This is a genomic window from Streptococcus sp. 4886 (assembly GCF_013276485.1).
Lineage (GTDB): Bacteria > Bacillota > Bacilli > Lactobacillales > Streptococcaceae > Streptococcus.
The window spans coordinates 1-25,746 of sequence record NZ_VMLD01000014.1; the positions used below are offsets into that span (position 1 = coordinate 1).

General features: G+C 39.6%; 24 protein-coding genes and 1 pseudogene. 7 read left to right on the plus strand and 18 right to left on the minus strand.

The annotated features are described in order from the left end of the window. Positions 1-301 precede the first annotated feature (301 nt). Positions 302-706 (minus strand): hypothetical protein, encoded by a 405-nt coding sequence (locus HT679_RS06555; protein WP_173213662.1) that lies wholly within the window; start codon positions 704-706, stop codon positions 302-304. Between the two features lie 199 nt (positions 707-905). Between HT679_RS06555 and coaA the strand changes: the two genes are divergently transcribed. The 3 genes from coaA to HT679_RS06570 all read left to right on the plus strand — a co-directional run bounded on the left by coaA (position 906) and on the right by HT679_RS06570 (position 2,694). Further along, a complete protein-coding gene (gene coaA, locus HT679_RS06560; RefSeq protein ID WP_173213663.1) occupies positions 906-1,826 on the plus strand; it encodes a type I pantothenate kinase in 921 nt (306 codons plus the stop codon). A 67-nt stretch (positions 1,827-1,893) separates the two neighbouring features. Then, the gene (gene rpsT, locus HT679_RS06565; RefSeq protein ID WP_001274000.1) at positions 1,894-2,130 is read left to right on the plus strand and encodes a 30S ribosomal protein S20; all 237 of its coding nucleotides are present in this window, start codon (positions 1,894-1,896) and stop codon (positions 2,128-2,130) included. 51 nt (positions 2,131-2,181) lie between these two features. After that, on the plus strand, positions 2,182-2,694 hold the full coding sequence (locus HT679_RS06570; RefSeq protein ID WP_173213664.1) for a DNA topology modulation protein: 513 nt from the start codon (positions 2,182-2,184) through the stop codon (positions 2,692-2,694). 230 nt (positions 2,695-2,924) lie between these two features. Here HT679_RS06570 and HT679_RS06575 read toward each other — a convergent pair whose 3' ends face one another. The 15 genes and pseudogenes from HT679_RS06575 to HT679_RS06645 form a co-directional block, all read right to left on the minus strand. Continuing rightward, entirely contained in the window at positions 2,925-3,656 is a 732-nt protein-coding gene (locus tag HT679_RS06575; protein ID WP_173213666.1) for an NAD-dependent protein deacylase, read from the minus strand. 228 nt (positions 3,657-3,884) lie between these two features. Continuing rightward, on the minus strand, positions 3,885-4,595 hold the full coding sequence (gene deoD / locus HT679_RS06580) for a purine-nucleoside phosphorylase (RefSeq protein ID WP_173213898.1): 711 nt from the start codon (positions 4,593-4,595) through the stop codon (positions 3,885-3,887). 348 nt (positions 4,596-4,943) lie between these two features. Then, positions 4,944-6,227: a chloride channel protein gene (locus HT679_RS06585; RefSeq protein WP_173213668.1), complete on the minus strand. Its 1,284-nt coding sequence runs from the start codon at positions 6,225-6,227 to the stop codon at positions 4,944-4,946. Continuing rightward, positions 6,221-6,456: pseudogene (locus HT679_RS06590) on the minus strand (purine-nucleoside phosphorylase); the annotation flags it as partial. The pseudogene HT679_RS06590 and the gene HT679_RS06585, both read right to left, overlap by 7 nt. Before the next feature lie 291 nt (positions 6,457-6,747). Further along, on the minus strand, positions 6,748-9,495 hold the full coding sequence (locus HT679_RS11570) for a thiol-activated cytolysin C-terminal domain-containing protein (protein WP_173213670.1): 2,748 nt from the start codon (positions 9,493-9,495) through the stop codon (positions 6,748-6,750). 43 nt (positions 9,496-9,538) lie between these two features. After that, positions 9,539-9,748, minus strand: a complete 210-nt coding sequence (locus tag HT679_RS11375; protein ID WP_240148104.1) for a hypothetical protein — start codon at positions 9,746-9,748, stop codon at positions 9,539-9,541. A gap of 201 nt (positions 9,749-9,949) precedes the next feature. Further along, positions 9,950-10,759: a purine-nucleoside phosphorylase gene (locus HT679_RS06605; RefSeq protein WP_138702284.1), complete on the minus strand. Its 810-nt coding sequence runs from the start codon at positions 10,757-10,759 to the stop codon at positions 9,950-9,952. Further along, entirely contained in the window at positions 10,756-11,316 is a 561-nt protein-coding gene (locus HT679_RS06610) for a DUF1697 domain-containing protein (RefSeq protein WP_173213672.1), read from the minus strand. Before HT679_RS06610 ends, HT679_RS06605 begins: the two co-directional genes overlap by 4 nt. 1 nt (position 11,317) lies before the next feature. Next, positions 11,318-12,529, minus strand: coding sequence for a phosphopentomutase (locus tag HT679_RS06615; protein WP_038805088.1), 1,212 nt, complete (start codon positions 12,527-12,529; stop codon positions 11,318-11,320). Positions 12,530-12,542: 13 nt separating this feature from the next. Next, positions 12,543-13,226 (minus strand): ribose-5-phosphate isomerase RpiA, encoded by a 684-nt coding sequence (gene rpiA / locus HT679_RS06620; protein ID WP_173213674.1) that lies wholly within the window; start codon positions 13,224-13,226, stop codon positions 12,543-12,545. Positions 13,227-13,523: 297 nt separating this feature from the next. Further along, positions 13,524-14,363, minus strand: a complete 840-nt coding sequence (locus tag HT679_RS06625) for an NAD(P)H-hydrate dehydratase (protein ID WP_173213676.1) — start codon at positions 14,361-14,363, stop codon at positions 13,524-13,526. Positions 14,364-14,377: 14 nt separating this feature from the next. Beyond that, complete coding sequence (locus tag HT679_RS06630) at positions 14,378-15,199, minus strand: phosphate ABC transporter ATPase (RefSeq protein WP_173213679.1); 822 nt, start codon at positions 15,197-15,199, stop codon at positions 14,378-14,380. 136 nt (positions 15,200-15,335) lie between these two features. Next, positions 15,336-16,193, minus strand: a complete 858-nt coding sequence (locus HT679_RS06635) for a bifunctional methylenetetrahydrofolate dehydrogenase/methenyltetrahydrofolate cyclohydrolase (protein ID WP_173213681.1) — start codon at positions 16,191-16,193, stop codon at positions 15,336-15,338. A gap of 178 nt (positions 16,194-16,371) precedes the next feature. Next, the gene (locus HT679_RS06640) at positions 16,372-17,106 is read right to left on the minus strand and encodes an amino acid ABC transporter ATP-binding protein (protein ID WP_000140955.1); all 735 of its coding nucleotides are present in this window, start codon (positions 17,104-17,106) and stop codon (positions 16,372-16,374) included. Beyond that, positions 17,106-17,789: an amino acid ABC transporter permease gene (locus tag HT679_RS06645; RefSeq protein WP_001011642.1), complete on the minus strand. Its 684-nt coding sequence runs from the start codon at positions 17,787-17,789 to the stop codon at positions 17,106-17,108. The genes HT679_RS06640 and HT679_RS06645 overlap by 1 nt, the downstream gene beginning before the upstream one ends. A 189-nt stretch (positions 17,790-17,978) precedes the next feature. Here HT679_RS06645 and HT679_RS06650 point away from each other — a divergent pair, with 189 nt between their 5' ends. The 4 genes from HT679_RS06650 (at position 17,979) to HT679_RS06665 (ending at position 21,792) form a co-directional block, all read left to right on the plus strand. Further along, positions 17,979-18,209, plus strand: coding sequence for a DUF1797 family protein (locus tag HT679_RS06650; protein ID WP_000443574.1), 231 nt, complete (start codon positions 17,979-17,981; stop codon positions 18,207-18,209). A gap of 230 nt (positions 18,210-18,439) precedes the next feature. Next, a complete protein-coding gene (locus tag HT679_RS06655; RefSeq protein ID WP_173213683.1) occupies positions 18,440-20,698 on the plus strand; it encodes an ATP-dependent Clp protease ATP-binding subunit in 2,259 nt (752 codons plus the stop codon). A 130-nt stretch (positions 20,699-20,828) separates the two neighbouring features. Further along, entirely contained in the window at positions 20,829-21,281 is a 453-nt protein-coding gene (locus tag HT679_RS06660) for an NUDIX hydrolase (RefSeq protein WP_000013084.1), read from the plus strand. 211 nt (positions 21,282-21,492) lie between these two features. Further along, complete coding sequence (locus HT679_RS06665) at positions 21,493-21,792, plus strand: DUF1827 family protein (RefSeq protein ID WP_000767194.1); 300 nt, start codon at positions 21,493-21,495, stop codon at positions 21,790-21,792. Positions 21,793-21,977: 185 nt separating this feature from the next. Here HT679_RS06665 and ezrA read toward each other — a convergent pair whose 3' ends face one another. Beyond that, on the minus strand, positions 21,978-23,705 hold the full coding sequence (gene ezrA / locus HT679_RS06670; protein WP_173213685.1) for a septation ring formation regulator EzrA: 1,728 nt from the start codon (positions 23,703-23,705) through the stop codon (positions 21,978-21,980). A gap of 81 nt (positions 23,706-23,786) precedes the next feature. Beyond that, positions 23,787-25,733 (minus strand): DNA topoisomerase (ATP-hydrolyzing) subunit B, encoded by a 1,947-nt coding sequence (gyrB, locus tag HT679_RS06675; RefSeq protein WP_173213687.1) that lies wholly within the window; start codon positions 25,731-25,733, stop codon positions 23,787-23,789. Positions 25,734-25,746: the final 13 nt, after the last annotated feature.

The following is a 25,746-nucleotide window of genomic DNA, read 5'->3' on the forward strand; positions in this document are numbered from 1 at the left end:
TTCTCCTTTCGCTTTACAATTAGCTTGAACACCTTTATTGTGTCGCGTTCGGAGTTTTTTTGGTATAACCTTCGACGCGCACCCGCATAGCGGGTGGTTTTTTGTCTCACACCTAACGGAGCGAGACGGACTAATAGTCACATAACAAAAAGATTGAAGGAAGTTGCTTTACAATAGCTCCCCTTCAATCTCTTTCAACTTTTATAAGCAACTTGTATTTCATCTAGGACTACAGCTATCATTACCATGATAAATCATATAACACAAAGTTTATTGTTTATCATCAGGCGCATTTTTATTACTATTGTTTAACCTTCAGATACTTAATTATCAACAAAATTCCCAACAAAATGTTTAAATAAAAGCCCAACTGATAAGTTTGTGTCAGGATTTCCAAACTTGTCCAAAGTCGTATCAAATCTTCTAGTGACATGCGGAAGAAATAACCCTCTGTAGCAATCCACAAAATCAAGAATAGATAACTTCCAGCAGCAAGCCATTTCGCCCACCGCTTTTTTAGTAAGAAAGCAATCAAGAGCGAACAAAGAAAGACAACTGTTACAATGTCATGTTCCATCAAAAAAGTAAAACCGTAATAGATTTCCACAAAGCGTCTACCATTATCCGCATTGACTCCTTTTATAAAAGGTAAGGCAAAACTTAAAATAAAACAGAGTTCCAATAGGTAACGTTTCAAGATTTTCATAGTACACCTCCTATAAGTTATAAACCCCAAAGCCCCCTTTATAGCTGATAAGTCAGTAGAAAGCAGCTCCTACTTCATCAATAAATTGTTCATCCTCTATCTACTTATATTATATACTATTGACTTACCACATTCAAGAAACCGCTTTATTTTTTTAACTTTTTATGGTATGATAGACAAAATATCTAGGGGAAAACAAATGACCAACGAATTTTTACATTTTGAAAAAATCAGCCGCCAGACTTGGCAATCTTTACATCGAAAGACAACACCTCCTTTGACAGAAGAAGAATTGGAATCTATCAAGAGTTTTAATGACCAAATCAGTCTTCAAGACGTTACAGATATCTATCTCCCCTTGGCTCATCTGATTCAGATTTACAAGCGAACTAAGGAAGATTTGGCCTTTTCAAAAGGAATTTTCCTCCAACGTGAAAGTAAATCTCAACCTTTTATTATTGGGGTTTCTGGGAGTGTTGCCGTTGGAAAATCAACAACCAGTCGCCTACTTCAAATCCTACTGTCCCGTACACTGACAGATGCTACGGTTGAGTTGGTAACAACTGACGGCTTTCTCTATCCCAACCAGACCTTGATTGAACAAGGGATTTTAAATCGTAAGGGATTTCCTGAAAGCTATGATATGGAAGCTCTTCTCAACTTCTTGGACTGCATCAAAAATGGACAAGATGTGGATATTCCTGTCTATTCTCATGAAGTCTACGACATCGTACCTGAGGAAAAGCAAAGTGTCAAAGCTGCTGATTTTGTAATTGTTGAAGGAATCAATGTCTTTCAAAATCCACAAAACGATCGTCTCTATATCACTGACTTCTTTGACTTTTCCATCTATGTAGATGCTGGAGTGGATGATATTGAGAGTTGGTATCTGGACCGTTTCTTGAAGATGCTGAGCCTAGCCCAAAACGACCCTGATAGCTACTATTATCGTTTTACTCAAATGCCGATTGGGGAAGTGGAGTCCTTTGCCCATCAGGTCTGGACCAGTATCAATCTCACAAATCTACAAAATTATATTGAACCAACTAGAAATCGTGCGGAAGTGATTCTACATAAAAGTAAGAACCATGAAATCGATGAAATTTACTTAAAAAAGTAATTTTCCCTTGTCAAAACGTAAGTTTTCAGATATAATGGTATAGTTAGTAAATATGGAGGTAAGAACATTGGCAAACATTAAATCAGCTATCAAACGCGCTGAATTGAACGTTAAACAAAACGAAAAGAACTCAGCTCAAAAATCAGCTATGCGTACTGCTATCAAAGCTTTCGAAGCAAACCCATCTGAAGAACTTTTCCGTGCTGCTAGCTCAGCTATCGATAAAGCAGAAACTAAAGGTTTGATTCACAAAAACAAAGCAAGCCGCGATAAAGCTCGTCTTTCAGCTAAACTTGCTAAATAAGAAACAGTCCATAGAGGCTGTTTTTTTGTCCTCAAATAGGAAAGGTAGAAAATGAAAATCGCAATTATCGGATATTCTGGTGCAGGTAAGTCAACTCTAGCTGAAAAGTTGTCTCACTACCACTCCATCCCAAAACTTCACATGGACACACTCCAATTTCAACCTGGTTGGCAAGACAGTGATCGCGAATGGATGTTAACCGAGATGAAAAATTTTCTTACCAAGCATGAAGCTTGGGTCATCGATGGTAATTATTCTTGGTGTTTCTATGAGGAAAGAATGCAGGAAGCTGACCAAATCATCTTTCTCAATTTTTCACCATTTACCTGTCTCTTTCGGGCCTTTAAGCGTTATCTTAAATACCGGGGAAAAGTCAGAGAAAGTATGGCTAAGGGATGCCCTGAACGCTTTGACTGGGAGTTTGTACGATGGATTCTCTGGGAGGGGCGAACAAAAAATGCTAAGGATAGATACCAATACTTAAACAATACTTACCCAGAAAAGATGCATATTCTCCATTCTCAAGCAGAGATTGATTGTTTTTTGCGATCTTTAAAAAAGTAAACAATATAGTAGCATTTCATTAAAATCAGCATGTACTGATTGACTAAAAAAGGAAGTTTTTCATCCAGAAAGTCTTCCTTTTTTCCTTTTATTCAACAATTAAAAATAACTCGAGCAATTTATAAATCAACAATAAAATTCCCCTAGAAATGAAGAGAATCTTGTTCATAGTTTCTGAGTTCGTGATACAAAAAAACTGAAGGAAGTATAATCCTACTTCTTTCAGTTTTTTATTGTCTCAATTTAGAAAAAACTTCTCCAATCTTACCTTCGATAACTAAATCAGCTTGGCTGTCTTGAGGAGTGCTGGACTTGTTGATAACGACAAGATTTGACCCTGAAAAATAATTGATTAGGCTAGCTGCAGGGTAAACAACTAAGGAAGTTCCACCAATGATCAACAAATCTGCTTGCTGAATGGCTCGAGCTGCGCGACTAAATACATCCATATCTAGCGCTTCCTCATAAAGGGTCACGTCAGGTTTGACCACCTTGCCACAATCTAAGCAGTAGGGAACTGGACCTCCAAGTTCCAAAAAGACAGTCAAATCATAAAAGCGATGACAGCCCAAACAATAATTACGATCTGCACTACCATGCAGTTTCAAAATTTTCTGAGATCCTGCCATTTCATGGAGACTATCGATATTTTGCGTCACAATCGCCTTTAATTTACCTGTTTTTTCCAACGACGCTAGATAATCATGTGCTAAATTCGGCTTGGCATCAGGATATACCAGATACTTTTTGTAGAAATCAAAAAAATCCTCTGGATAGCGCTCAAACATAGTGCGTGAAACCAGTTGCTCGGCAGTAAAATGGCGACCTAGTTTCAGACTATATATACCATCTGAACTACGAAAATCTGGAATATTAGACTCTGTAGAAACCCCTGCACCACCGAAAAAGACAATTCTCTGACTTTGATCAATAATACCTTGTAATTGTTCAATCTTATCCATTTTGTACTCCTAGGAATTTTCAAGTTAAAAAGTTGAAAGTCTTGACTTCTTGTCAACTTGGCTTCCAACTTTATTTGATTATGATTTAGATATTAAACTGACTAGTCTCGGTCCTTTGACACAATTAGGCTTTCTTCAATTTCCTTATTCTTACCTATTTCAGAATTGATTCATTGTTAATAGTTATCATTTGAGAACAAGAGAAATCATTCTGAATATAGCCTACTTTTAGTCTGCAATCAAGGTTTCCAAACCAACCTTCATCATATCAGTGAAGGTATTTTGACGTTCTTCTGCAGTCGTGTCTTCATCTGGATTGACCAAACTATCAGAAATAGTCATGATGGCAAGTGCGTCAACATGGTGTTGGGCTGCCAGATAGTAAAGTGCTGCTGCTTCCATTTCCACAGCCTTGACCCCCCATTTACCAAGCTCGATGTTCTTTTCAAAGTAGTTTGAATAAAAGACATCAGATGACAAAACGTTCCCAACGTGGGTTGTCATACCGAGATTTTTGGCAATATGATAAGCCTTATCTAGCAAATCAAAGCTAGCGATTTGTGGGAAATCGTACTGTGGCCAGTCATTGCGGATGATGTTAGAGTTGGTTGCAGCTGCCTGCGCCAAAACCAATTCACGTACGTGGACATCTGCATTCAAAGATCCTGCAGTTCCCACACGAATCAATTTTTTCACTCCGTAGTCAACAATCAACTCACGCGCATAAATCGAAATTGAGGGCATTCCCATCCCAGTTCCCATAACAGATACACGGTGACCCTTGTAAGTACCAGTGTAACCAAACATGTTACGCACTTCGTTAAAACAAACAGCATCTTCAAGGAAATTCTCCGAAATAAATTTAGCACGAAGAGGATCCCCTGGAAGAAGAATTTTATCAGCAATTTCACCCTGCTGAGCAGCAATATGGATAGACATAGTTAAGATATAAAGGGCGACAGAGAACAAAGTAAAAATAGGAAACTGACGTAGCATCAATGATGCTAGGAAGTTTATCTTTTTTACACAGTTCTCCGTCCGTATTCAGTTCAGCAAATACGGTTTACCCATCCTTTCTTTTATTGTTATGAAAAGTTTTCCGCTCGTGTTCAAATCAAAACACACGCTCTACCTTTCTTTTTTTTATTTTATTTTTATAGCTAGGAAAAATCGGATTCAATCATGACTCCGATAAACCTACTACATTTTTTTAAACAGTTATTGATAAATTGACGATAGTTTTTAATCTTTTAAGATAAATCTTTGATTAGAAGAAACGGTCGTTTTCTATCTTATTACTTTATTCTTTGACTTCTGACACAGTCTGTTAGCCCAAGAAAAGCGGTCTAACATTTTTGCAAATTCATAGGCTAAAACAGCTGTTACTAAGAGATACGGAAGAGAATCCAAACCTAGCCCAGTGAAACCTATTACTAATCCAGTTGCAGACCAGGGAGCCCTCAAGGTCACAGACAAAAAGCAAACCGATCCCAAAAGCAAAATGCTTGGCTGGCTATCCCCACCTAGAATCATTCCAAAGAGAGCAGCTCCAGCCATCCCCAAGGCAAAAGATGGCGTAAGTGTACCACCATAGGCCCCTGCCCACAGAGTAATAAGAACGACCAGTGCTTTTAGGATAAACAAGAGGAATACTGTTTTGCCATTGCTACCATTCAATACTTCCTGAGCCATCATACATCCATTTCCAAGTAGATGTGGAAAATAACTTGCCAACCCAGCAAGAAAAAGAAAAGCTGTGGGCAATGTGAGAAGTATTCGTTTATCTTTTATCCTGTTTGAAGACACTGCTTTACTCAAGCGACCAAAAAGCCAAGCTAGTGGGGTTAAGAAAAGAAGTAATAAGGGAATAATCCACATTTCCTTTAATGACCATGCGATGGCTGGAATCTGGTAGAGAGCCTGATCTGAAATAACCAAGCCTGCTGTATAGGTTGACACATAGGTAGTAAAACCGACTAAGACAACTCGTTTAATAGATAGAGCAATTCCTAGAGTTTCAAAAACAAAGAAGACACTTGTTAATGGAACCTGATAGACAGCTGCTAAACCAGCACCAGCACCACAAGCAAGGAGAAAGATTTGATCCTTCTTAGAGAGAGAACATATTTTTCCAATTGGTCCTGCAAATAGAGTTCCAATCTCTCGTGGCGCAGCTTCTTTACCAATAGGTGCTCCCCCTCCAACTGCAATAATCTGCCAAATTGAATGAAATAGCTGTTTTAAAAAATGAAGTTTGTATTGTGAAGTCTCATCCTTCATCTGTGCTTTAATGGAAAAAATCTGTGATTTGTTTTGCAAGAAATACCAGACCAAGGATGAGCTGACACCCACAATTATTAAACTTAATCCTATCCGCGATGAGGAAACTCCATCTGTCAAGAATACAGTTTGATGCTCTGATTGACCAAAAGCTATCCCCTCTATCATCTTTAAAAGATAATGTATAAAAATACCAGATAAACCTGAAACTATTCCTTGCAAAATGACTGCTAGGAATAATTTAAGATTATAAGGGATTTTCTGAAAAATACTCCTCAATTCTTTTAACATAGTAATAATTCAGCAAAAACGGCTTTAAGTACGCCTTTAAAATCACCTTTAACACACTCAATCACTTCTATAACCTCTTCGTGGTTAATCTCTTCTTTGAAACCAGTAGTATAGTTAGTAATACATAAAATTCCTAGAAATCTCAAACCTGATAGGCTACAACAATAACTTCAGGAGCAGTTGACATTCCGACCACATCTGTTCCAAGCATCTTATAGGTACGAATTTCTACTCGTGTTCAAATCAGAACACGTGCTCTACCTTTCTGTTTATACTCTTCGAAAATCTCTTCAAACCACGTCAACGTCGCCTTGCCGTATATATGTTACTGACTTCGTCAGTTATATCTACAACCTCAAAGCAGTGCTTTGAGCAGCCTGCGGCTAGTTTCCTAGTTTACTCTTTGATTTTCATTGAGTATTAATTTTGTTCTTTCACAGAGAGCTACCTGAGTTCTATTCAAGCTCAGGTAGTACTTCTCTTATGAACTAAATCATCTAACTGTCATTGTATCATCAGATTACAAGACATCGTCATCAGAAATCTTAGAATTTAATGTTGTTCCCCAATGGGTAATTTTACGGTGGGGTTGAGCTAAAATTGGTCTGTTTTCATAGATTGTTTGCCATCTATTCCATAGTAGACCTGTCTTTTTCTCAATCTTAATTCGCAGATTTCTCATATTTTCTTTGATTGGGAGGTTGAGGACAAAACCTGCAGTCTGGTTGCGACCGTTTCCTTCCCAAGAACGACTACGAACAACTTGGTTTCCATCTTTATCTACTGTAACTTCTTCCCAAGTTATAGAGTAGCGAGCAATGTAAGCTCCACTATGTTGAATTGTCAATGTTTTGTCTTTTGCAGGAGTTTGACTGATTGGTTGAACTGGCTTAGAAATTTGTGTCGCCGTCTCACCATTCGTAGCTATAAAGCGGAAAACTTCTACTTCTGCAAGACTGAGGGCTTGATTGTTCTTACGTAGTTGCACACGAACACGGCGTCCCAATTTCCCATTTAATTGAACATCCAAGCTCGTTCCGTCAAGTTTAGAAACATACTGTCTAGCAACTTCTTTCCCTTTTTCATCATATAAAATCACATCAAAGTCTGACAGACGTTTAGAAAGTTCTCCATCCCCACGGTTATGAAGGCGAACAAGTCCTACCTGTTCTGTACGACCTAAATCAACTTCCCACCAAGGCTGGTTTTCAAATTTTGTATGGGTAATTGATTGCTGGCTATAACTACTATTGGTATTACCATCCAAGGCACGACTAGCATCTCCTCCAAAATCAGTAGAACTTTGCTTGGCTTGTTTTTTCCAAGCGATATTCTCAGCACGATATACTTGGACTTCTGCAAGACTGAGGGCATTATAGCCTTCTAGCTCAATTCGAACATAGCGCGCTTTTTTATGGTTAATCGCAATTTGTGCTGATACATCTTTAAGAGATGTTATGCGTTTTCTCTCAATTTCTTTACCAAAACTATCTAACAGAATGACATCAAAGTTTGCCAATCTATCCTGGGCAGTGTCTGTTCGGTTGTAAATATTGATTTGGCGAATGGTTTCTTCTTTAGCCAAATCTACTTGCCACCAAGGCTTGGATTGGAAGTTGGTATGAGTGACAGAATTGTGACCATAGTTACCATCAACTTTGCCATCCACAGCTCTTCTAGCATCTCCTCCGAAAGCTGTCGAACTTTGAGTAACCTGTTTTCCTAAGGCAATATTTTCCATTGGTTCAGCGCTTGGTTGACTAGAAGATTGAGGCAGAGCCTGTTTCTTAAAGAATCGCACTTTATCCAATTTCGGATCACGATAACCATGTTTATCCAAGGTAGCTCGTTTACCAATATTAAAGTTAGGAATATCATTCATTCGACTTTCAAAATAGCCACGAGAACGGTGTTTAAAGCGTGAATTACCTGTAAATGTAACAATATCACGATCATTATGAATCAATGGAGTCACAACATTATCATTATCAACTACATAATGCTTAATTTTTCCACTAACAGCTAATTTACGGCTTTCCAAACCAACATCCCAGAAACCATTCTTAGCATTCCAAACAGTTCTGGAAGTAATCACTTTAGGCGCACTGAAAGTCGTCACTTTCCTCAATACATGGTTATAAAAGTCAGTATATTTTTGGTAAGCTTCAACCGCTGCAATCTGAGCTAGGTAGCCTCCAAGAGAATGACCTGTCATATACAACTTGGTAATACTTTTATCCTTGGCTAATTCCCCAACAACCTTGCGGATATCATCTGCTTGAGCTGGTTTATTTCCACCTAATAAAACCAAATCTGCACTTAAGTCCTTGGCGTCATTAACTCGCGTTCCACGAATAGCCAACATGTGCACCGTTCCATCTTTGAGATAAGGAAGGTCGCTCTTGGTCTCAAATAAGAAAGCATCCAAACCACTATCTGTATGGTAGGCTTTTTTCATTTTCCAGAAAGGAGCCAATTCATTGTGCATGAGTTTGTATTCTTGACGGTCAAGATAGAGACTAGGGAAAGGATTCTTATGATCTAAAATTTTCTCAATATAATCATCGTCTCGATAGGCTAACTCCATAAAGAGAAGAGAATCACGATCTGTGACATACCATTCTTTCTTATTGTCATCTTCTCCATCTGCCAAACCATCCCCATCACTGTCTGCTAGCAAGGGATGACTGTTATATCCTAGATAATCCTTACCATCTTTGTTGTAAACATAAAGTTCATCTTTGTTTTTGATGCCATCTTGGTCATCATCCCCTTCCAAATCAAGAACTTTTTCACCATAGAGAGATTCATCAATCAAATCATTTTCTAAATGCAATTCCCCTTTGGAAATCTTCACCAAATCTTCTGCGGTTAGAGAACGAGTATTTGTTGGTTTTTCTGTCACAACTTCTTCTTTAGTTTCTTCTACAGGAGCATGAACAGGTGAGTCTTGAGCTGGCTCTGTCATCTCTACTTTTGACTCTTCCCTTTTGTTTTCAAGAACTTCACTTGCTTCCGGAAGCGGTTGAGGAGCTAGTCTTGGCTCCTCTCTAAGAGGAGTTTCTAGTTTTGGAGCAACATTTTCCGGCTCTCTCAATTCCTCCTTAGAATCTGGCACTCTTGTTGCCACTTCAGATGTTACATCTTGTTTTACTTCATTGGCTGAAATTCCAGCTGGAGCTAGAAATGCGAAGCCGACTGCAACAGATACAACTCCGATACTTAATTTTTTTATGCCAAAGCGCATAATTCGTTGACCAATTTTCATTATTTCTTATCTTTCTTTTCGTTTATTTATAAGCAGACTCAAACTAAATCTCCTTGTCCCCTATATAAGACAAGGTTGAGAAATTCAGAAAGTAATACTCTTCGAAAATCTCTTCAAACCACGTCAGCGTCGCCTTACCGTAGATATGGTCACTGACTTCGTCAGTCTTATCTACAACCTCAAAACTGTGTTTTGAGCAACCTGCGGCTAACTTCCTAGTTTGCTCTTTGATTTTCATTGAGTATAAATTCATTCTTATCTTTCCTTATCATCCTAGTCTGCTTGGTAGGAAGCTAATGCTAGTATCCTAGAATCTTGTCTTTCACAATGCTAACTGTCAGACTCTTTCAGGTACAAGAGTAGGAAGAACCCCATAGTCTACCTATGTTTCTTCTTTATTCCGAATAGTCAACCATGAAAGGAAAGAGGCATTCCCCCTTTTAAATCTTTTTTCTTACAATTCTGCAAGAATAGCTTTAAGCAAGCCTTTGAAATCACCTTTGACACGTTCGGTTACTTCTACAACTTCTTCGTGATTGAGTTCTTCTTGGAAACCAGCCGCAAAGTTAGTAATACATGAAATTCCTAGAACTTTCAAGCCAGAGTGGGCTGCCACGATCACTTCAGGAACAGTAGACATACCAACTGCATCTGCTCCCAGTGTCTTATAGGCACGAATCTCTGCTGGTGTTTCATAAGTTGGACCAGTTACACCGATATAGACACCTTCATCAAGCTTGATACCCAGTTTTTTAGCTACTTCATGGGCAGTAGCACGGTATTCTGGTGTGTAGGCCTTAGACATATCTGGAAAACGAGGACCAAAGTCATCCAAGTTTTCACCTATCAATGGGTTTTGTCCTGTCATATTGATATGGTCTGAGATAGCCATCAAAGTACCAGGACCAAATCCGATACCACCAGCCGCATTGGTTACAATGACACCTTCACATCCGAGGACTTTCATGACACGAACTGGGAAAGTCACGACTTCCAGAGGATTGCCTTCGTAGAAATGGAAGCGACCTTGAAGAGCCAAGACCTTGCGACCTGCAAGTTCCCCATATACCAATTTACCAGCGTGGCCAACTACTGTTGAACGGCCCCAGTTTGGAATATCAGCATAATCTACTACAACTGGATTTTCGATTTCTTCTGCCAATTCTCCAAGTCCTGACCCAAGGATTAGACCGAACTCAGGCGCTTGGATTCCCTTTTCTTTCAGGAAGGCAGCTGTTTCATTGATTTTATCTAAAAATGTCATTGTGTGTCTCCTTTTTTAGTTTTTAGCATTTGACCGATTTTGTCAAAAGTTTTAGCATTGCGAATGGTAATGTGGCGATAGAAAGGCATCTTGAGCAGATCCTTGTGATAGGCAGTTTTAGAGTAGGTTTCTTCAGAAAATTTCCCCCAGAAAATACCAAGTTTTCCAAAATGAAGAACTTCATCTTCCAGTTTTAAACTGTCTACTTTCTCGATGACTTGATCCACATCCAAACCCTCAGTGTAAAATAGGACGTCTTTTCGTTCCAAGTCTTCGCTCCACCAAGCTGGGAGATTTTCCACTTCTGCTTCATAGTCTTCTTGACTCATTAGGGAAAAACTCTGAATAAATGGATAATGGACTGCAAAGAAAGTCTCTAATTTTTCAATCAATTGGGATTTTGAGTCTGCCGAAGTAAAGAAAATATTGCCACTGTTGATGTAGCTTTCAACCTTTTCCAGTTCCAATTCTGTCAGTTCTTGACGAAGCTCCGCCATGACGACCTTATTCTTGCCACCAACATTAATACCCCTCACCAGCAAAGCATAGTGCGTCATTTTATACCAATTTATCTAAGAAACTTTCCCCAATCATGGCTGTTTCAACACCAAAGTTATCTGCAACAGTCGCTGAAATATCTGCAAAATGTCCTACTGGAATCAAACCATTTCCTTTAAAGGCAGGACTGTAAGCCAAAAGTGGAATATATTCACGAGTGTGGTCTGTTCCTGCATAGGTTGGGTCATTTCCATGGTCAGCAGTAATCAAGAGGAGGTCATTCTCTCTCATGGCTGCGATAATTTCAGGTAAGCGTTCATCAAACTCATGCAGACAATCACGGTAACCGTGAGCATTACGACGGTGGCCGTAAAGAGCATCAAAGTCTACCAAGTTTGTGAATGAGAATCCTTTTTCAAACTCAGCAAGGCCCATGGTCTTCAATAGTGTATCAATTCCATGGCTATTTGACTTGTTGTGGCCCATGTCATGGTTGATACCAGCACCGTTAAAGATATCATTGATTTTACCCACAGCATAAGTATCGATACCAGCCTCATTCAATTTATCCAAAACAGTTGGGGCAAATGGAGATACAGCCAAGTCACGACGGTTTGCCGTACGAGTGAAGTTACCTGGCTCACCAACATATGGACGGGCAATGATGCGACCTAGAAGGGCTGGGCGCTCAAGGGTGATTGAACGAGCGTATTCACAGATACGGTACAATTCATCCAAAGGAATAATGTCTTCGTGGGCAGCAATTTGAAGAACTGGGTCAGCTGAAGTATAGATAATCAACTCTCCAGTTTCCATCTGACGTGGTCCAAAATCATCGATAACGGCTGTTCCTGAGTAAGGTTTGTTAGCTTCACGAATGACCTTACGTCCTGAAAATTCTTCGATTTTTGTCAAGATTTCTTCTGGGAATCCATTCCAGAAAGTATCGAAAGGCTCAGTAATGTTGAGTCCCATGATTTCCCAGTGCCCAGTCATGGTATCCTTACCAAGGGATACTTCTTCCAATTTTGTTGCATATCCAGTTGGATTGCTTTCTGCCGGTACAGTCTTAAGAGGAGTTTCACGAGGAATATTTCCAAGACCTATTTTAGCCATATTTGGGACATTCAAACCAACTGTTTTTGAAATGTGTCCCAGTGTGTCAGAAGCTCCATCTGGAACCCCTGCATTGACAAAGTTATTAGCATCTGGTGCTGCACCGATTCCTACAGAATCCAGTACCACCAAATGAATACGATTAAATTTAGACATCTTATGCCCCCTTCTATTTTTCTTTTCTTGAGGTTAAAATCTGAACCCCATCTCGTCCAGCAACAATGACCTTATCCACCATTTGGTTGAATAAACCGTGCTCTACGACACCAACGACATGGTCCAATTCTTGTCCGAAAGCAATTGGATCTTCAATGACATCCAAGGCAAGATCGATGATAAAATTCTGCATATCCGTCACAAAACGTTGGCCATCTTTTTCACGGAAACTTGGTTTGTAGCCAGCTCGTTCAAAATGACGAAAGACCTGCTCTGCACCATACTGAACCACTTCTACTGGCAATTTAAAAGCACCTAGTTTCTCGACCAGCTTGCTTTCATCAACTACCCAAATGTATTCTTTAGATGGTGTTGCAACCACCTTCTCCATGAGAAGGGCACCACCACCGCCTTTGATTCCGTTAAACTGACTATCCACTTCATCTGCACCATCAACCGTCACATCGACAAAGTCTACTTGGTCAATAGATTTGAGTGGGATATTAAGGCCTTCTGCCTGTTTAGTGGTCACACTAGAAGTCGTTACAGCTATAATCTGCAATCCTTCTTCCTTGATACGACGACCGATTTCTTCGACAAAATAATAGGCAGTCGAGCCTGTTCCAAGTCCAACGACCATGCCATCCTTGACAAACTCAGCAGCCTTGATACCTGCCATTTTCTTCAGATTTTCCACTCAAACACCTCCATTAAAGAGCTACCTCTATTATACCATGTAAAGGCTTTTATTTCATCTAAAAATACCTTTAGAATACTGCTTATTTATCCTTGAAATTGAATTTTTTTAATAAAAGTAGAGTTCTGACAAATCACTTTAAGTACGGATATAAACCAAATAAACTCTAACAAAAATAGATTTATAAGAGTAAGAAAACGAACAAATTTAGTTTCTCAGTGAGAAGAATGCTAAACGTTCGTTTTTTGTAATTTAAGAATAATGATACAAATTATCAACATTTTTTGTCTAACTATTTTAGACATATCTTTTCATTACTTTAGGAAGACAATTACTAATCTCCGTTGGCAAGACCACATAATGTTCTTGAGCTAGTTCTTGGGCAATAGCTGAATGAAGATGGGTCGCTACTGTCACACGTTCGTAGAGACTGGCCTGTCGGAATTGGCCTGCAAATCCTGCAATCATCCCAGCAAGCGTATCTCCCATTCCCCCAGTCGCCTGATAGGGACCGCCAACCTGTAACTGGTAATAATCAGATTGGCCAGCTTGCCAAATACGAGTAGCTGGACCTTTCTCCACCAAAATTGTTCCTTGAGGGAAGGAAGTTAGGGTACTAGTCGTTGCATCTTCGTTTTGCTTTTCAATCGTAATACCAGACAACTTTTCCCATTCTTTTTGGTGGGGAGTTAGGATAAGCTGGTTAGATGGAAACGACAAACTTGTCCTAGCAAGGATGGTTAAGGCCCCTCCGTCTACAATCAAAATCTGATTCTTTTTTAAGCCAGCAAAGACCTGTTTGACTAGTTCTTCTCCAAAAGCATCGTCTCGTAAACCAGGCCCCATCAAGACAACTTCTGCCTTCTCCAATTGCTCTTGTAACAATTGCTGGTCTTGAAGAGAAAAGGCCATAGCCTCAGGTAAATGACTGTGCAAAGCTGGGATATTTTCTCTATCTGTTCCAACAGTCACCAATCCTGCACCGCTTTTTACTGCTGCCAAGGCAGCCATGATGATGGCACCACCATAAGGATAAGTTCCACCCAGCAAGAGCAGACGACCGTAGTCTCCTTTATGACTTGTACGAGAACGTTCAATAATAATTTTTTCTAGTAAGGTTTGATCAATCACTTTCATCCTTTTTTCCTCAACTATCCTTTATCTGATTGTTTTAAAACAACTTGATAGACTTTCTTAGTCCACTCTTCTAAGTCTTCTCCAGCATAGTCAAGATAATGCACCCTATCTTGTATTTTAGTTGGAATAATATTTTCAAATTGGCTCTTATTATGAGTTGGAATAACACAAATATACAACTCACTAAATAAATTCAACATGTCCTTAATTTTTGCAACATGGTAGCCATCAAAAATATAACCAGTAACTTTAATCAAATCTGTATAGATAAAATGAAAACTCACTCCAGGAATAAACTTGTCTTGTAATTCTTTCTCTGAAGGAGCTCGACCTAATAAACGCTCCATCGCTAATCGATAACCAGAACTTGTATTTGACCACCCTAACATGACATAGTCAAAATAATCTATCGGATCCGATGCAGCATTTCTACTATCCAAAACCAACTCCTCAGCATCTCGCCCAAAGGCTTTCACAGCAGATAAGAGCTGACCTGTTTTAAAGATAGAAATAGCTGCATCTATAGTCGTAGTATGACTACAGTAGTCTGAAGTCACTAACCTCTTATGTAGATCATAAGTCGAGGCTACTATTTTATTTGTAGGGGTAAATGGTGGCAGAAAGGGATGCTGACAGATGTAATCTAAAATTTCTTTTTTTAAACAAGAATCAGCACAGTCAATACTTGTTTGACGTTTATGAAGTTTTTCGTAAGCTATAAATTTAGCAATTTTTTCTAATTCCCACTCTTGAATATTTGGATAATCAATTAGTGCTAAGTAGTATATTCCATCCCATTGTAAACTATATTCCCCATTATAAATTTTTAAAATCATCTAATCACCTCACTCCATTATACAACAAAAAGGAGGCGCAGACCTCCTTTTATAAACTTATTTCTAAAATTTAATACTCATTTCTGCCATTTCAGATATAGCTATAGAAAATACACTCTCTTCAGCGATTTTTCTCTTATTTTCTATCCAATGTCCGAAGTGCTGCCTGATAGGTTTGCTCCATCAGCATAGTAATGGTCATAGGACCGACACCTCCAGGAACTGGCGTGATGTGGCTAGCAAGTGGGGCAACCGCCTCATAATCAACATCCCCACAGAGCTTACCATTTTCATCGCGGTTCATCCCAACGTCAATGACTACCGCACCTGGTTTCACAAAATCAGGAGTCACAAACTTAGCACGACCGATTGCTACTACAAGAATATCTGCTTTAGCAGCTACCTTGGCAAGATTATGAGTACGTGAATGGGTCAAAGTCACTGTAGCATTCTTGGCCAAAAGAAGCTGAGCCATGGGTTTTCCAACAATGTTTGAACGACCGATGACAACCGCATTTTTACCTTCTAAATCAATCCCATATTCATGAAACATTTCCATAATTCCTGCAGGTGTCGAAGGAATCATGACTGGATGACCAGACCAGAGACGCCCCATGTTTAAGGGATGGAAACCATCCACATCCTTTTCTGGGTCAATAGCCAATAGAATCGCCTCTTCATCAATGTGTTTTGGTAATGGCAACTGAACCAAAATCCCATGCCAAGCTGGATCCTGATTATATTTAGCAATCAGGTCTAACAATTCCTCTTGAGTAATGGTCTCTGGAACTCGCACTACTTCGCTACGGAAACCAGCTGCAAGAGCTGACCTCTCCTTGTTGCGAACGTAGACTTGGCTGGCTGGATTGTCCCCAACCAAAATCACTACCAAACCAGGCACTAGACCTGTTTCTTCCTTTAATTTTGTAGTCTTTTCAGCCAACTGCCCCTGCAATTTGGCCGCTAAAGCTTTCCCATCAATAATCTGTGTCATATCACTTCTCTTTTCTTTCAAATATCTTCCATTATACCAAAAACCGCTAGTCCCCTCTAACACTTCTTTCCTAGGCTATCCTATAGTTTCAAACTATAAGAAAAAGCTCTGGTCGAGCTTTTCACTAATCTTGTCTTGAAAGTTTAAAATTGGTTACAAATAGCTTAACAAAGCTAACCTATAAAACCTTACTCAAGAAATCCTTAGTCCGTTGTTCTTGGGTTTGTTCAAAAATCTGTTCTGGTGTTCCATCTTCAACAACCACACCGTCTGCCATAAAGATGACACGGTCTGCCACCTCACGGGCAAATCCCATTTCATGTGTTACGATAACCATGGTCATTCCTGATTTGGCAAGGTCTTGCATAACAGCCAATACCTCACCTACCATTTCAGGATCCAAGGCTGAAGTTGGCTCGTCAAAGAGCAAAACATCAGGTTCCATGGCCAACCCACGCGCGATGGCAATCCGCTGTTGCTGCCCACCTGACAAACTCTGTGGATAAGCAGTTGCCTTATCTGGCAAACCAACTTTTTCCAAAAGTTCTTGGGCTCTCTTCTCAGCAACTGCCTTGCTCTCACCTTTGGTCTTGATAGGTGACAAGGTGATATTTTCCATCACAGTCATATTAGGAAAGAGATTAAACTGTTGGAAAACCATCCCCATCTTCTCACGCATAGCAAACAGGTCATTCTTCTTGTCCGTAATATCGACTCCCTCAAAGATAACCTTCCCCTTGGTTGCTTCTTCCAATAAATTCATAGAGCGAAGCAAGGTAGATTTCCCGCTCCCTGAAGGACCGATGATAACGACAACTTCTCCTCTTTTAATCTCGAGGTTGATGCCCTTCAATACTTCATTCTTTCCAAATGATTTATGTAAATTTTCAATTTTTATCAAGGTTTCTGTCATTATTTCTTATCTCCTTGTCCCATACGTTTTTCAAAAGCTTTCAAGGCTACTGTCAAAATAGAAGTCATAATCAAGTAATAAAAGGCTGCAAATAAAAGTGGTGTCAAAGGTAAATAGGTTGTTGTAGAAACTGTTGTAGCCCCGTTCCACAACTCCATGACACCGATAGCTGATAAGAGGGAGCTGTCCTTGATAATGGTGATAAATTCGTTCCCCAAAGCTGGCAAGATATTTTTGATTGCTTGTGGCAAAATCACATAGCGCATCGCATTTTTAGGACGAATCCCTAGCGAATAAGCCGCTTCTAGCTGACCTTTTGGAACCGCATTGATTCCAGCACGAACAGTCTCAGAAACATAAGCACCACTGTTCATAGAGATAATCAAAATCCCTGGAATCAGACGAGAAAGATCAACACCCAAAATCCCAACCTGAATAGTCGGAGCATTGATATGCATTAGAGCAAAGGCAATCATGATCTGAACCATCATCGGCGTCCCGCGGAAAATCCAAACGTACAAGTTGGCCAGCCAAACAAGCGGTTTAAACTTTGAACGTTGCCCAAAAGCCAAGACAACCCCTAAAATAGTTCCCAAAAAGACAACACAGATAGAAATGAGAACCGTCACAACAGCCCCATAGTTAAAATAAGGTAAATACTTAGGTAAAAAAGAAAAATTCATAGTCACACTGCTTTCTAAAATAGAGTACTGTATGATTATAACATGTATTGAATTAAAATTCAAATCTTTTATCCAATTTATTTAAAAATCTTTAAACTAGCAGAATTAGCGAGAAATCTTAGTTTTTTCTAGGCAAGTTGGCCTCCTTTATGGTAAAATAGTAACGATAAGAAATGAAGGAGAATCAAAATGGAATCACATTTGGTTAGAATCATCAACCGCCTTGAAGCAATGGCAAACGATGGCGGAAATTTAAAACGTAATTTTGAACGCGAAGGAGTTGTTGTTGCAGAAGTTGCATACAGCCACGACGAAGAAAACGGATCAATCTTTACCCTTCGTGATGTAGAAGCTCGCGAAACTTATACTTTTGATAGCATTGACTTGATTGCAATGGAGATTTACGAACTCCTTTACTAATACAAAACAAGCTGGGATTACACCCTGCATGTCTAACCAAAATCCTTTTTGTCTCACAAATAGGATTTTTTTATAGTCCAAATCCACGAAGATTTTCATTGTAACAACTTCTCAAAGCTACAATCTTTTTACTTGCTTTACACCCCAATCCTGTTATAATGAGAGTATAGAAATTTGACTATTTTTGACCTTTAAACAGGTCAGGCTAAAGAAAGAAATGAGGTAGATGTATGCTTTGTCAAAACTGTAAAATTAACGACTCAACAATTCATCTTTACACCAATCTCAATGGAAAACAAAAACAAATTGACCTCTGTCAAAACTGCTATAAGATTATCAAAACAGACCCTAATAACAGTCTCTTTAAAGGCATGACAGATTTGAACAATCGTGATTTCGATCCCTTTGGTGATTTCTTCAACGACCTAAACAATTTCAGACCTTCTAACAACACTCCTCCTATTCCCCCAACCCAATCAGGTGGAGGTTACGGTGGAAACGGCGGTTATGGTTCCCAAAATCATGGATCCGCTCAAACTCCACCACCAAGCCAAGAAAAAGGCCTGCTAGAAGAATTTGGTATCAACGTAACTGAGATTGCCCGTCGTGGAGACATTGACCCCGTTATTGGGCGCGACGATGAGATTATCCGTGTCATCGAGATTCTCAATCGTAGAACCAAGAATAATCCTGTCCTTATCGGTGAACCTGGTGTCGGAAAAACGGCCGTTGTCGAAGGCCTAGCTCAGAAAATCGTTGATGGCGATGTTCCACATAAACTCCAAGGTAAACAAGTCATCCGTCTGGATGTGGTTAGCTTGGTTCAAGGAACGGGTATTCGTGGACAATTTGAAGAACGCATGCAAAAACTCATGGAAGAAATTCGCAAACGTGAGGATATTATCCTCTTTATCGATGAAATCCATGAAATTGTCGGTGCAGGTTCTGCGAGTGATGGTAATATGGACGCAGGAAATATCCTCAAGCCAGCCCTTGCTCGTGGGGAACTGCAACTGGTCGGCGCTACTACCCTCAATGAATACCGTATCATTGAAAAGGATGCTGCCTTAGAGCGTCGTATGCAGCCTGTTAAAGTCGATGAACCAACGGTGGAAGAAACAATCACTATCCTCAAAGGAATTCAAAAGAAATACGAAGACTACCACCACGTTCAATATACCGATGCTGCAATTGAAGCAGCTGCAACTCTTTCCAATCGTTACATTCAAGACCGCTTCTTACCTGACAAGGCCATTGACCTCCTAGATGAAGCAGGTTCTAAGATGAACTTGACCTTGAATTTTGTGGATCCTAAAGTCATTGATCAGCGCTTGATTGAGGCTGAAAATCTTAAATCTCAAGCTACACGAGAGGAAGATTTTGAGAAGGCCGCCTACTTCCGTGACCAGATTGCCAAGTATAAGGAAATGCAAAAGAAAAAGGTCACAGACCAGGATACTCCTATCATCAGTGAGAAAACCATTGAACACATTATCGAGCAGAAAACCAATATTCCTGTTGGCGATTTGAAAGAGAAAGAACAATCTCAACTTATCCATCTAGCTGAAGACCTCAAGTCTCATGTTATTGGGCAAGACGATGCAGTCGATAAGATTGCCAAGGCTATTCGCCGGAATCGTGTCGGTCTCGGTACGCCAAACCGTCCAATTGGAAGCTTCCTCTTTGTCGGACCAACTGGTGTCGGTAAGACAGAACTTTCCAAACAACTAGCTATCGAACTCTTTGGTTCTGCTGACAGCATGATTCGCTTTGACATGAGTGAATACATGGAAAAACACAGTGTAGCTAAGTTGGTCGGCGCCCCTCCAGGTTATGTTGGCTACGATGAGGCTGGGCAATTAACTGAAAAAGTTCGCCGCAATCCATATTCTCTTATTCTCTTGGATGAAGTGGAAAAAGCCCATCCAGATGTTATGCACATGTTCCTCCAGGTCTTGGACGATGGTCGTTTGACAGATGGGCAAGGACGTACCGTTAGCTTCAAGGATGCCATCATCATCATGACTTCAAATGCAGGTACAGGTAAGGCAGAAGCCAGCGTTGGATTTGGGGCTGCTAGAGAAGGACGTACCAACTCTGTTCTCGGTGAACTCGGTAACTTCTTTAGCCCAGAGCTTATGAACCGTTTTGATGGTATTATCGAATTTAAGGCTCTCAGCAAGGAAAACCTCCTTCAGATTGTCGAGCTTATGCTTGCAGACGTTAACAAGCGCCTTTCTAGCAACAACATTCATTTGGATGTAACTGACAAGGTCAAGGAAAAATTGGTTGACCTCGGTTATGATCCAAAAATGGGGGCGCGCCCACTTCGTCGTACTATTCAAGACTATATTGAGGACGCAATCACTGACTACTACCTTGAAAATCCAAGTGAAAAAGACCTAAAGGCAGTTATGACCAGCAAGGGCAACATTCAAATCAAATCTGCCAAAAAAGCTGAAGTGAAAGCTTCTGAAACAGAAAAATAAATACTATATAAAATAAGTGGAAAATGAAAATTTTCTGCTTCTTTTTTACTAAAATAACTGTAATTTCTTGACAGCTTGCCCTTTGTCCATTATGATAATAATAACGATACTAGATAATGAGGAAAATGCAATGGCAAACCCAACTTTCGGAGAAAAAAAAGCGAATACAGACTATGTTTCACGTTACGGTGTATATGCAGTTATTCCTGACGCTGAACAAAAACAAATAGTTTTAGTTCAAGCTCCTAATGGTGCTTGGTTCTTACCAGGTGGCGAAATTGAAGCAGGGGAAAATCATCAGGAAGCCCTAAAACGTGAATTGATTGAAGAACTTGGATTCACTGCTGAAATTGGTACCTATTATGGACAAGCTGACGAATATTTCTACTCTCGTCACCGTGATACCTACTACTACAATCCTGCCTACCTCTATGAAGCGACTTCTTTCAAGGAAGTTCAAAAGCCACTAGAAGACTTTAATCATATTGCCTGGTTCCCTATTGACGAGGCTATTGAGAACCTCAAACGTGGTAGCCATAAATGGGCCATCCAATCTTGGAAAAAACAGCATAAGATTGACTAATACTCTTCGAAAATCTCTTCAAACCACGTCAGCGTCGCCTTACCGTAGGTATATGATACTGACTCTGTCAGTTCTATCCACAACCTCAAAACACTGTTTTGAGCAACCTGCGGCTAGCTTCCTAGTTTGCTCTTTGATTTTCATTGAGTATAAATCAAGCGACTTTATTCAAAAAGTGCTATAATAGAATTAGAAAATCGGAGGAAATATTATGAAGCTTATCAATACGACAAACTCACACTCGCAACTTGTAAAAAGTCAGCTAGAAAGTACCGATGCAACCCTTGTTGAGGTTTATTCTGCGGGGAATACAGATGTTATTTTTACCCAAGCGCCGCTTCACTATGAAATCCTCATCTCAAACAAACACCGTGCTATTCGTGAACCTGAAATCGAAACCATTCAAGAATTTTTCTTGAAACGTAAAATTGATAAGGACTCTATTGATGAAGCCAATATCAAGACACTCTACTCAGAGAAATTAATTGGAATTTCAATCCCAATCAAGTAAGGAAATTGAGTAAAAACTCGACTTGAGCGAAAGTCCAATAAGTCTTTCCATAATAAAACGCATAGTAGCAAGAGTTTCTACACCTGCTATTATGCGTTTTTATCATTTTGAAATCTTTTGCTAAAGATACTACTATAGAAAAAGATTTGATTCTGTTTCTCACACAATCAAATCTTTTTCTTTTATTAAAAACGAATCGTTTCACGTGTTTTCTCATATGAGGTAACAAAGCGATTGGTTACACCAGGCTCTGCCACTTCTAATGCTTGAGAAATCTTGTCAAATGAAGCGTGATAATCAAATTCTTTTTCAAAAATATCTAAAGCTTCGTTAAATGCTTCTTGAATGCGTTCATCAAATGAGCGATAGCGGTTAGAATATTGCAAGAGTTGCTCTGTTAAGGTTGCATATTGTACAATATTATAAGTTTCCGTTTCTAAAGCTTCCATATCATTCGTTGCAATTTCAAGAACTCGGGTAACAGATTCAATGTTAATCATTTTTTGTTCTAACTCAACCATTAAATCCTCGGTATTATTGCTTGCCGTAAAGAATAACTTCAAGAAAGTTTGTGGAATACCTGGCAGATTGCGTTTTTCCATGTATCGCTTGATAGTATGGAGACGATTGACATAAACATTGGCCTTTTGACGTGCATTGATATCATCTTTCTCAATTTGCGTCAGGCGCTCACTAACTGAAATTTGCTCATCTTCAATATCTTTTAGTTGAGTTTGTAAATCCTCAAGATTTTCTTCAAGAACTGAATAAGCTTGGGTTGGTTCTTCTTGATTTGAAGTTACCTCAACAATAGCTGCCTCAAAACTCTCTAATTCTGTCTGAATACGACGAACATGGCTTGCAGCTGTCTCAGGAAGTAAATAGGTCTTGCTCAAACGTGCAATATCTTCTCCCAATAAAGTATTATTCTCTTTCATATGTTGAAGGTAAGTTGGAAGAGTTGCAAGTAGATTTTCCACTACTTTCTGAGCAGCAATTTCTCGAGTAAAAATATCATACAAGGCATTGATTTCCTCTTGTGCCTGTCCATTCTCATATTCGGCATTATCCAATTCCAACTGACGAATATTCTCTTGGTTTTTCTTGAATGCTTCATAAAGCAAGTGGAAACGCGCTTCAATATCCGTTTCAACAAAATGATAATTAGCATCTAAGAGCTTACGATAACCATCTTCTAAATCTTCCAGTTGATCAGGTAGGTCTTTAGATAATGTCGCTACAATTGCTGGTATACGATCAACAATATGCGTTAAAGCCAAAATATGATTTTCAGCATTATCCAAAATCACAGCTGCTTCTACTGGATCTCCAGACGAATTTAAAGTTACAAACTGAGAAAACTCTGATTGGATATTTTCCAATTGTTTTTCAATTTCAGATAAACCTTGGCCATATTCTTCAGAATGATCTGCAACTCGGTGTTGCAACTCTTCAAACAAGTCCAAGGTATGAAGAACACGTCCACTATTTTTAGATTCTTGCTTCTCTAAGTCTGCCAAAGCATTGCGAATTTCAGCAATATCTTCTTCAATCAAAGTAATTTGACTCTCAATTTGGTCAATTTGATGACTGGCCTTGAGAAAACGAAATGAATGGTTATAGCCTTCTGCTTCAAAGAGATTATTTTCAATATCGGCAAAAGAGTTGAGAGATAAATCGACCCATTTTTGATTCCATTCACGGAAAGCCACTTGACTTTGTCCAATCAAGTGCATATTTTTTACAGCTTCTACTTCATCATTTACTGGAAGATTGTATAGTTCTTCTTTTCTTTCTTCTAGCGCCTCTAATCTTCCCTCGTTTCGCTTACGTAGAAAGATTGCCACTACATAAGCCAGAACTAAAATGACTGCAATTGCAACCATTAAATAAATTAGTTGTCCATTAGACATATCAAACTCCTTTTTTACTTGAAACAATCGTAATGATTATATCATATTTTTTAGACCAAGGGAACTACTTCTCCCTATTTTTTAGACATCAAGTGTACTATAAACGGCATTTTCCTCGATAAACTCACGACGAGGCTCTACTCGATCCCCCATCAACATATCAAAGATTTTATCTGCTTCTGCAGCATCATCTACAGAAACTCTAGCCATCAAGCGATGTTCGGGATCCATGGTTGTTTCCCATAACTGATGGTCGTCCATTTCACCCAGACCTTTATAACGCTGAATGGTTGGTTTGGCACGTCCTTCACTATGGCGGGCTAAAGCTTCTTGGAGTTTGATTTCTTGATCTGCACCTGGCTGGATGTATTCTTTAATCTCGCTTCCAACCTTGACACCATAGATTGGTGGTTGAGCGATATAAACATAACCAGCTTCTAGGATTGGTTTCATATAACGATAAATCAAGGTCAAAAGAAGGGTACGAATGTGGGCTCCATCGACATCGGCATCGGTCATCAAAACGAGTTTTTGGTAACGGGCTTTCGAAACATCAAATTCTGCGCCAAATCCTGTTCCCATGGCTGTGAAAAGACTACGAATTTCTTCGTTAGCAAGAATCTTATCCATGCTAGCTTTTTCAACGTTCAAAATCTTACCGCGAATCGGAAGGATAGCCTGAAACTCACGGTTACGACCAGATTTGGCTGATCCACCAGCTGAGTCTCCTTCGACGATGAAGAGTTCTGTTTCAGCAGGATTGTTTGAAGAACAGTCTGCTAGTTTCCCTGGAAGGTTGGAAATTTCCAAACCAGATTTTTTACGGGTGACTTCACGCGCACGCTTGGCAGCCACACGAGCCTTAGCAGCCAAAATCCCTTTTTCCACGATACGTTTGGCAATCTGTGGATTTTCCATGAGGAAATCGGAGAAGGCATCACTGAAGAGACGATTGGTAATCTTGACCACTTCGCTATTCCCCAGTTTGGTCTTAGTTTGTCCTTCAAACTGTGGATTTGGGTGTTTAACCGAGATAACTGCAGTTAATCCTTCGCGGACATCTTCCCCAGTTAAATTGTCTTCATTGTCTTTTAGTAACTTATTCTTACGAGCATAATCGTTGATAACACGTGTCAAGGCTGTACGGAAACCTTGTTCATGCGTTCCACCTTCATGTGTATGAATATTATTGGCGAAACTCATGACATTTTCATGGTAACCCGTTGTATACTGCATGGCTACCTCAACTGTGATATCATCCATCTCACCGTCTGTATAGATTGGTGTATCAAAGATCACATCCTTGTTCTCGTTGATATATTCAACGTAACTAGCAATCCCACCTTCATAATGGTAATTCTTGGTTTGTTCCAAACCTTGGCGCTTATCTGTGATGGAGATTTGAAGACCGCGATTTAGAAAGGCCAACTCTTGGATGCGTTTGTTTAATTTATCAAAATCAAAGGTTGTTGTTTCCGTAAAGATTTCTGGGTCTGGTGTGAAGTGAACCGTTGTTCCCGTTTTATCCGTATCTCCAACCACCTCAAGGTCTGCAACAACATGACCACGACGGTATTCTTGGTAATGAATCTTACCGTTTTTGTGGACATGAACATCTAACTGAGTGGAAAGAGCATTAACTACTGAAGACCCCACTCCGTGAAGACCACCTGAGACCTTGTAGCCGCCACCGCCAAACTTTCCTCCAGCGTGAAGGACAGTAAAGACAGTCTCAACGGCAGGTCGACCTGTTTTTTCCTGAATATCGACTGGGATCCCACGCCCATCATCGACAACAGTAATCGAATCATCTGGCTCAATAAAAACTTGAATATGGCTGGCAAATCCTGCCAAGGCCTCATCGATTGAGTTATCAACAATTTCCCAGACTAGATGGTGAAGACCTTCTTTTGAGGTTGACCCGATATACATCCCTGGACGCATACGAACAGCCTCTAAGCCCTCTAAAACTTGAATTTGACTGGCATCATAATCCTGTGCCTGCAGATTTTTGATTTCTTCTGTCATCTTATTCCTTTTT

Coding starts and splice junctions, on each gene's coding strand:
- HT679_RS06555 (WP_173213662.1), bottom strand. CDS start 706: ATGAAAATCTTGAAACGTTACCTATTGGAACTCTGTTTTATTTTAAGT.
- coaA (WP_173213663.1), top strand. CDS start 906: ATGACCAACGAATTTTTACATTTTGAAAAAATCAGCCGCCAGACTTGG.
- HT679_RS06570 (WP_173213664.1), top strand. CDS start 2,182: ATGAAAATCGCAATTATCGGATATTCTGGTGCAGGTAAGTCAACTCTA.
- HT679_RS06575 (WP_173213666.1), bottom strand. CDS start 3,656: ATGGATAAGATTGAACAATTACAAGGTATTATTGATCAAAGTCAGAGA.
- deoD (WP_173213898.1), bottom strand. CDS start 4,595: ATGTCTATCCATATTGCTGCTCAGCAGGGTGAAATTGCTGATAAAATT.
- HT679_RS06585 (WP_173213668.1), bottom strand. CDS start 6,227: ATGTTAAAAGAATTGAGGAGTATTTTTCAGAAAATCCCTTATAATCTT.
- HT679_RS11570 (WP_173213670.1), bottom strand. CDS start 9,495: ATGAAAATTGGTCAACGAATTATGCGCTTTGGCATAAAAAAATTAAGT.
- HT679_RS11375 (WP_240148104.1), bottom strand. CDS start 9,748: ATGAATTTATACTCAATGAAAATCAAAGAGCAAACTAGGAAGTTAGCC.
- HT679_RS06605 (WP_138702284.1), bottom strand. CDS start 10,759: ATGACATTTTTAGATAAAATCAATGAAACAGCTGCCTTCCTGAAAGAA.
- HT679_RS06610 (WP_173213672.1), bottom strand. CDS start 11,316: ATGACGCACTATGCTTTGCTGGTGAGGGGTATTAATGTTGGTGGCAAG.
- HT679_RS06615 (WP_038805088.1), bottom strand. CDS start 12,529: ATGTCTAAATTTAATCGTATTCATTTGGTGGTACTGGATTCTGTAGGA.
- HT679_RS06625 (WP_173213676.1), bottom strand. CDS start 14,363: ATGAAAGTGATTGATCAAACCTTACTAGAAAAAATTATTATTGAACGT.
- HT679_RS06630 (WP_173213679.1), bottom strand. CDS start 15,199: ATGATTTTAAAAATTTATAATGGGGAATATAGTTTACAATGGGATGGA.
- HT679_RS06635 (WP_173213681.1), bottom strand. CDS start 16,193: ATGACACAGATTATTGATGGGAAAGCTTTAGCGGCCAAATTGCAGGGG.
- HT679_RS06640 (WP_000140955.1), bottom strand. CDS start 17,106: ATGACAGAAACCTTGATAAAAATTGAAAATTTACATAAATCATTTGGA.
- HT679_RS06645 (WP_001011642.1), bottom strand. CDS start 17,789: ATGAATTTTTCTTTTTTACCTAAGTATTTACCTTATTTTAACTATGGG.
- HT679_RS06650 (WP_000443574.1), top strand. CDS start 17,979: ATGGAATCACATTTGGTTAGAATCATCAACCGCCTTGAAGCAATGGCA.
- HT679_RS06655 (WP_173213683.1), top strand. CDS start 18,440: ATGCTTTGTCAAAACTGTAAAATTAACGACTCAACAATTCATCTTTAC.
- HT679_RS06660 (WP_000013084.1), top strand. CDS start 20,829: ATGGCAAACCCAACTTTCGGAGAAAAAAAAGCGAATACAGACTATGTT.
- HT679_RS06665 (WP_000767194.1), top strand. CDS start 21,493: ATGAAGCTTATCAATACGACAAACTCACACTCGCAACTTGTAAAAAGT.
- ezrA (WP_173213685.1), bottom strand. CDS start 23,705: ATGTCTAATGGACAACTAATTTATTTAATGGTTGCAATTGCAGTCATT.
- gyrB (WP_173213687.1), bottom strand. CDS start 25,733: ATGACAGAAGAAATCAAAAATCTGCAGGCACAGGATTATGATGCCAGT.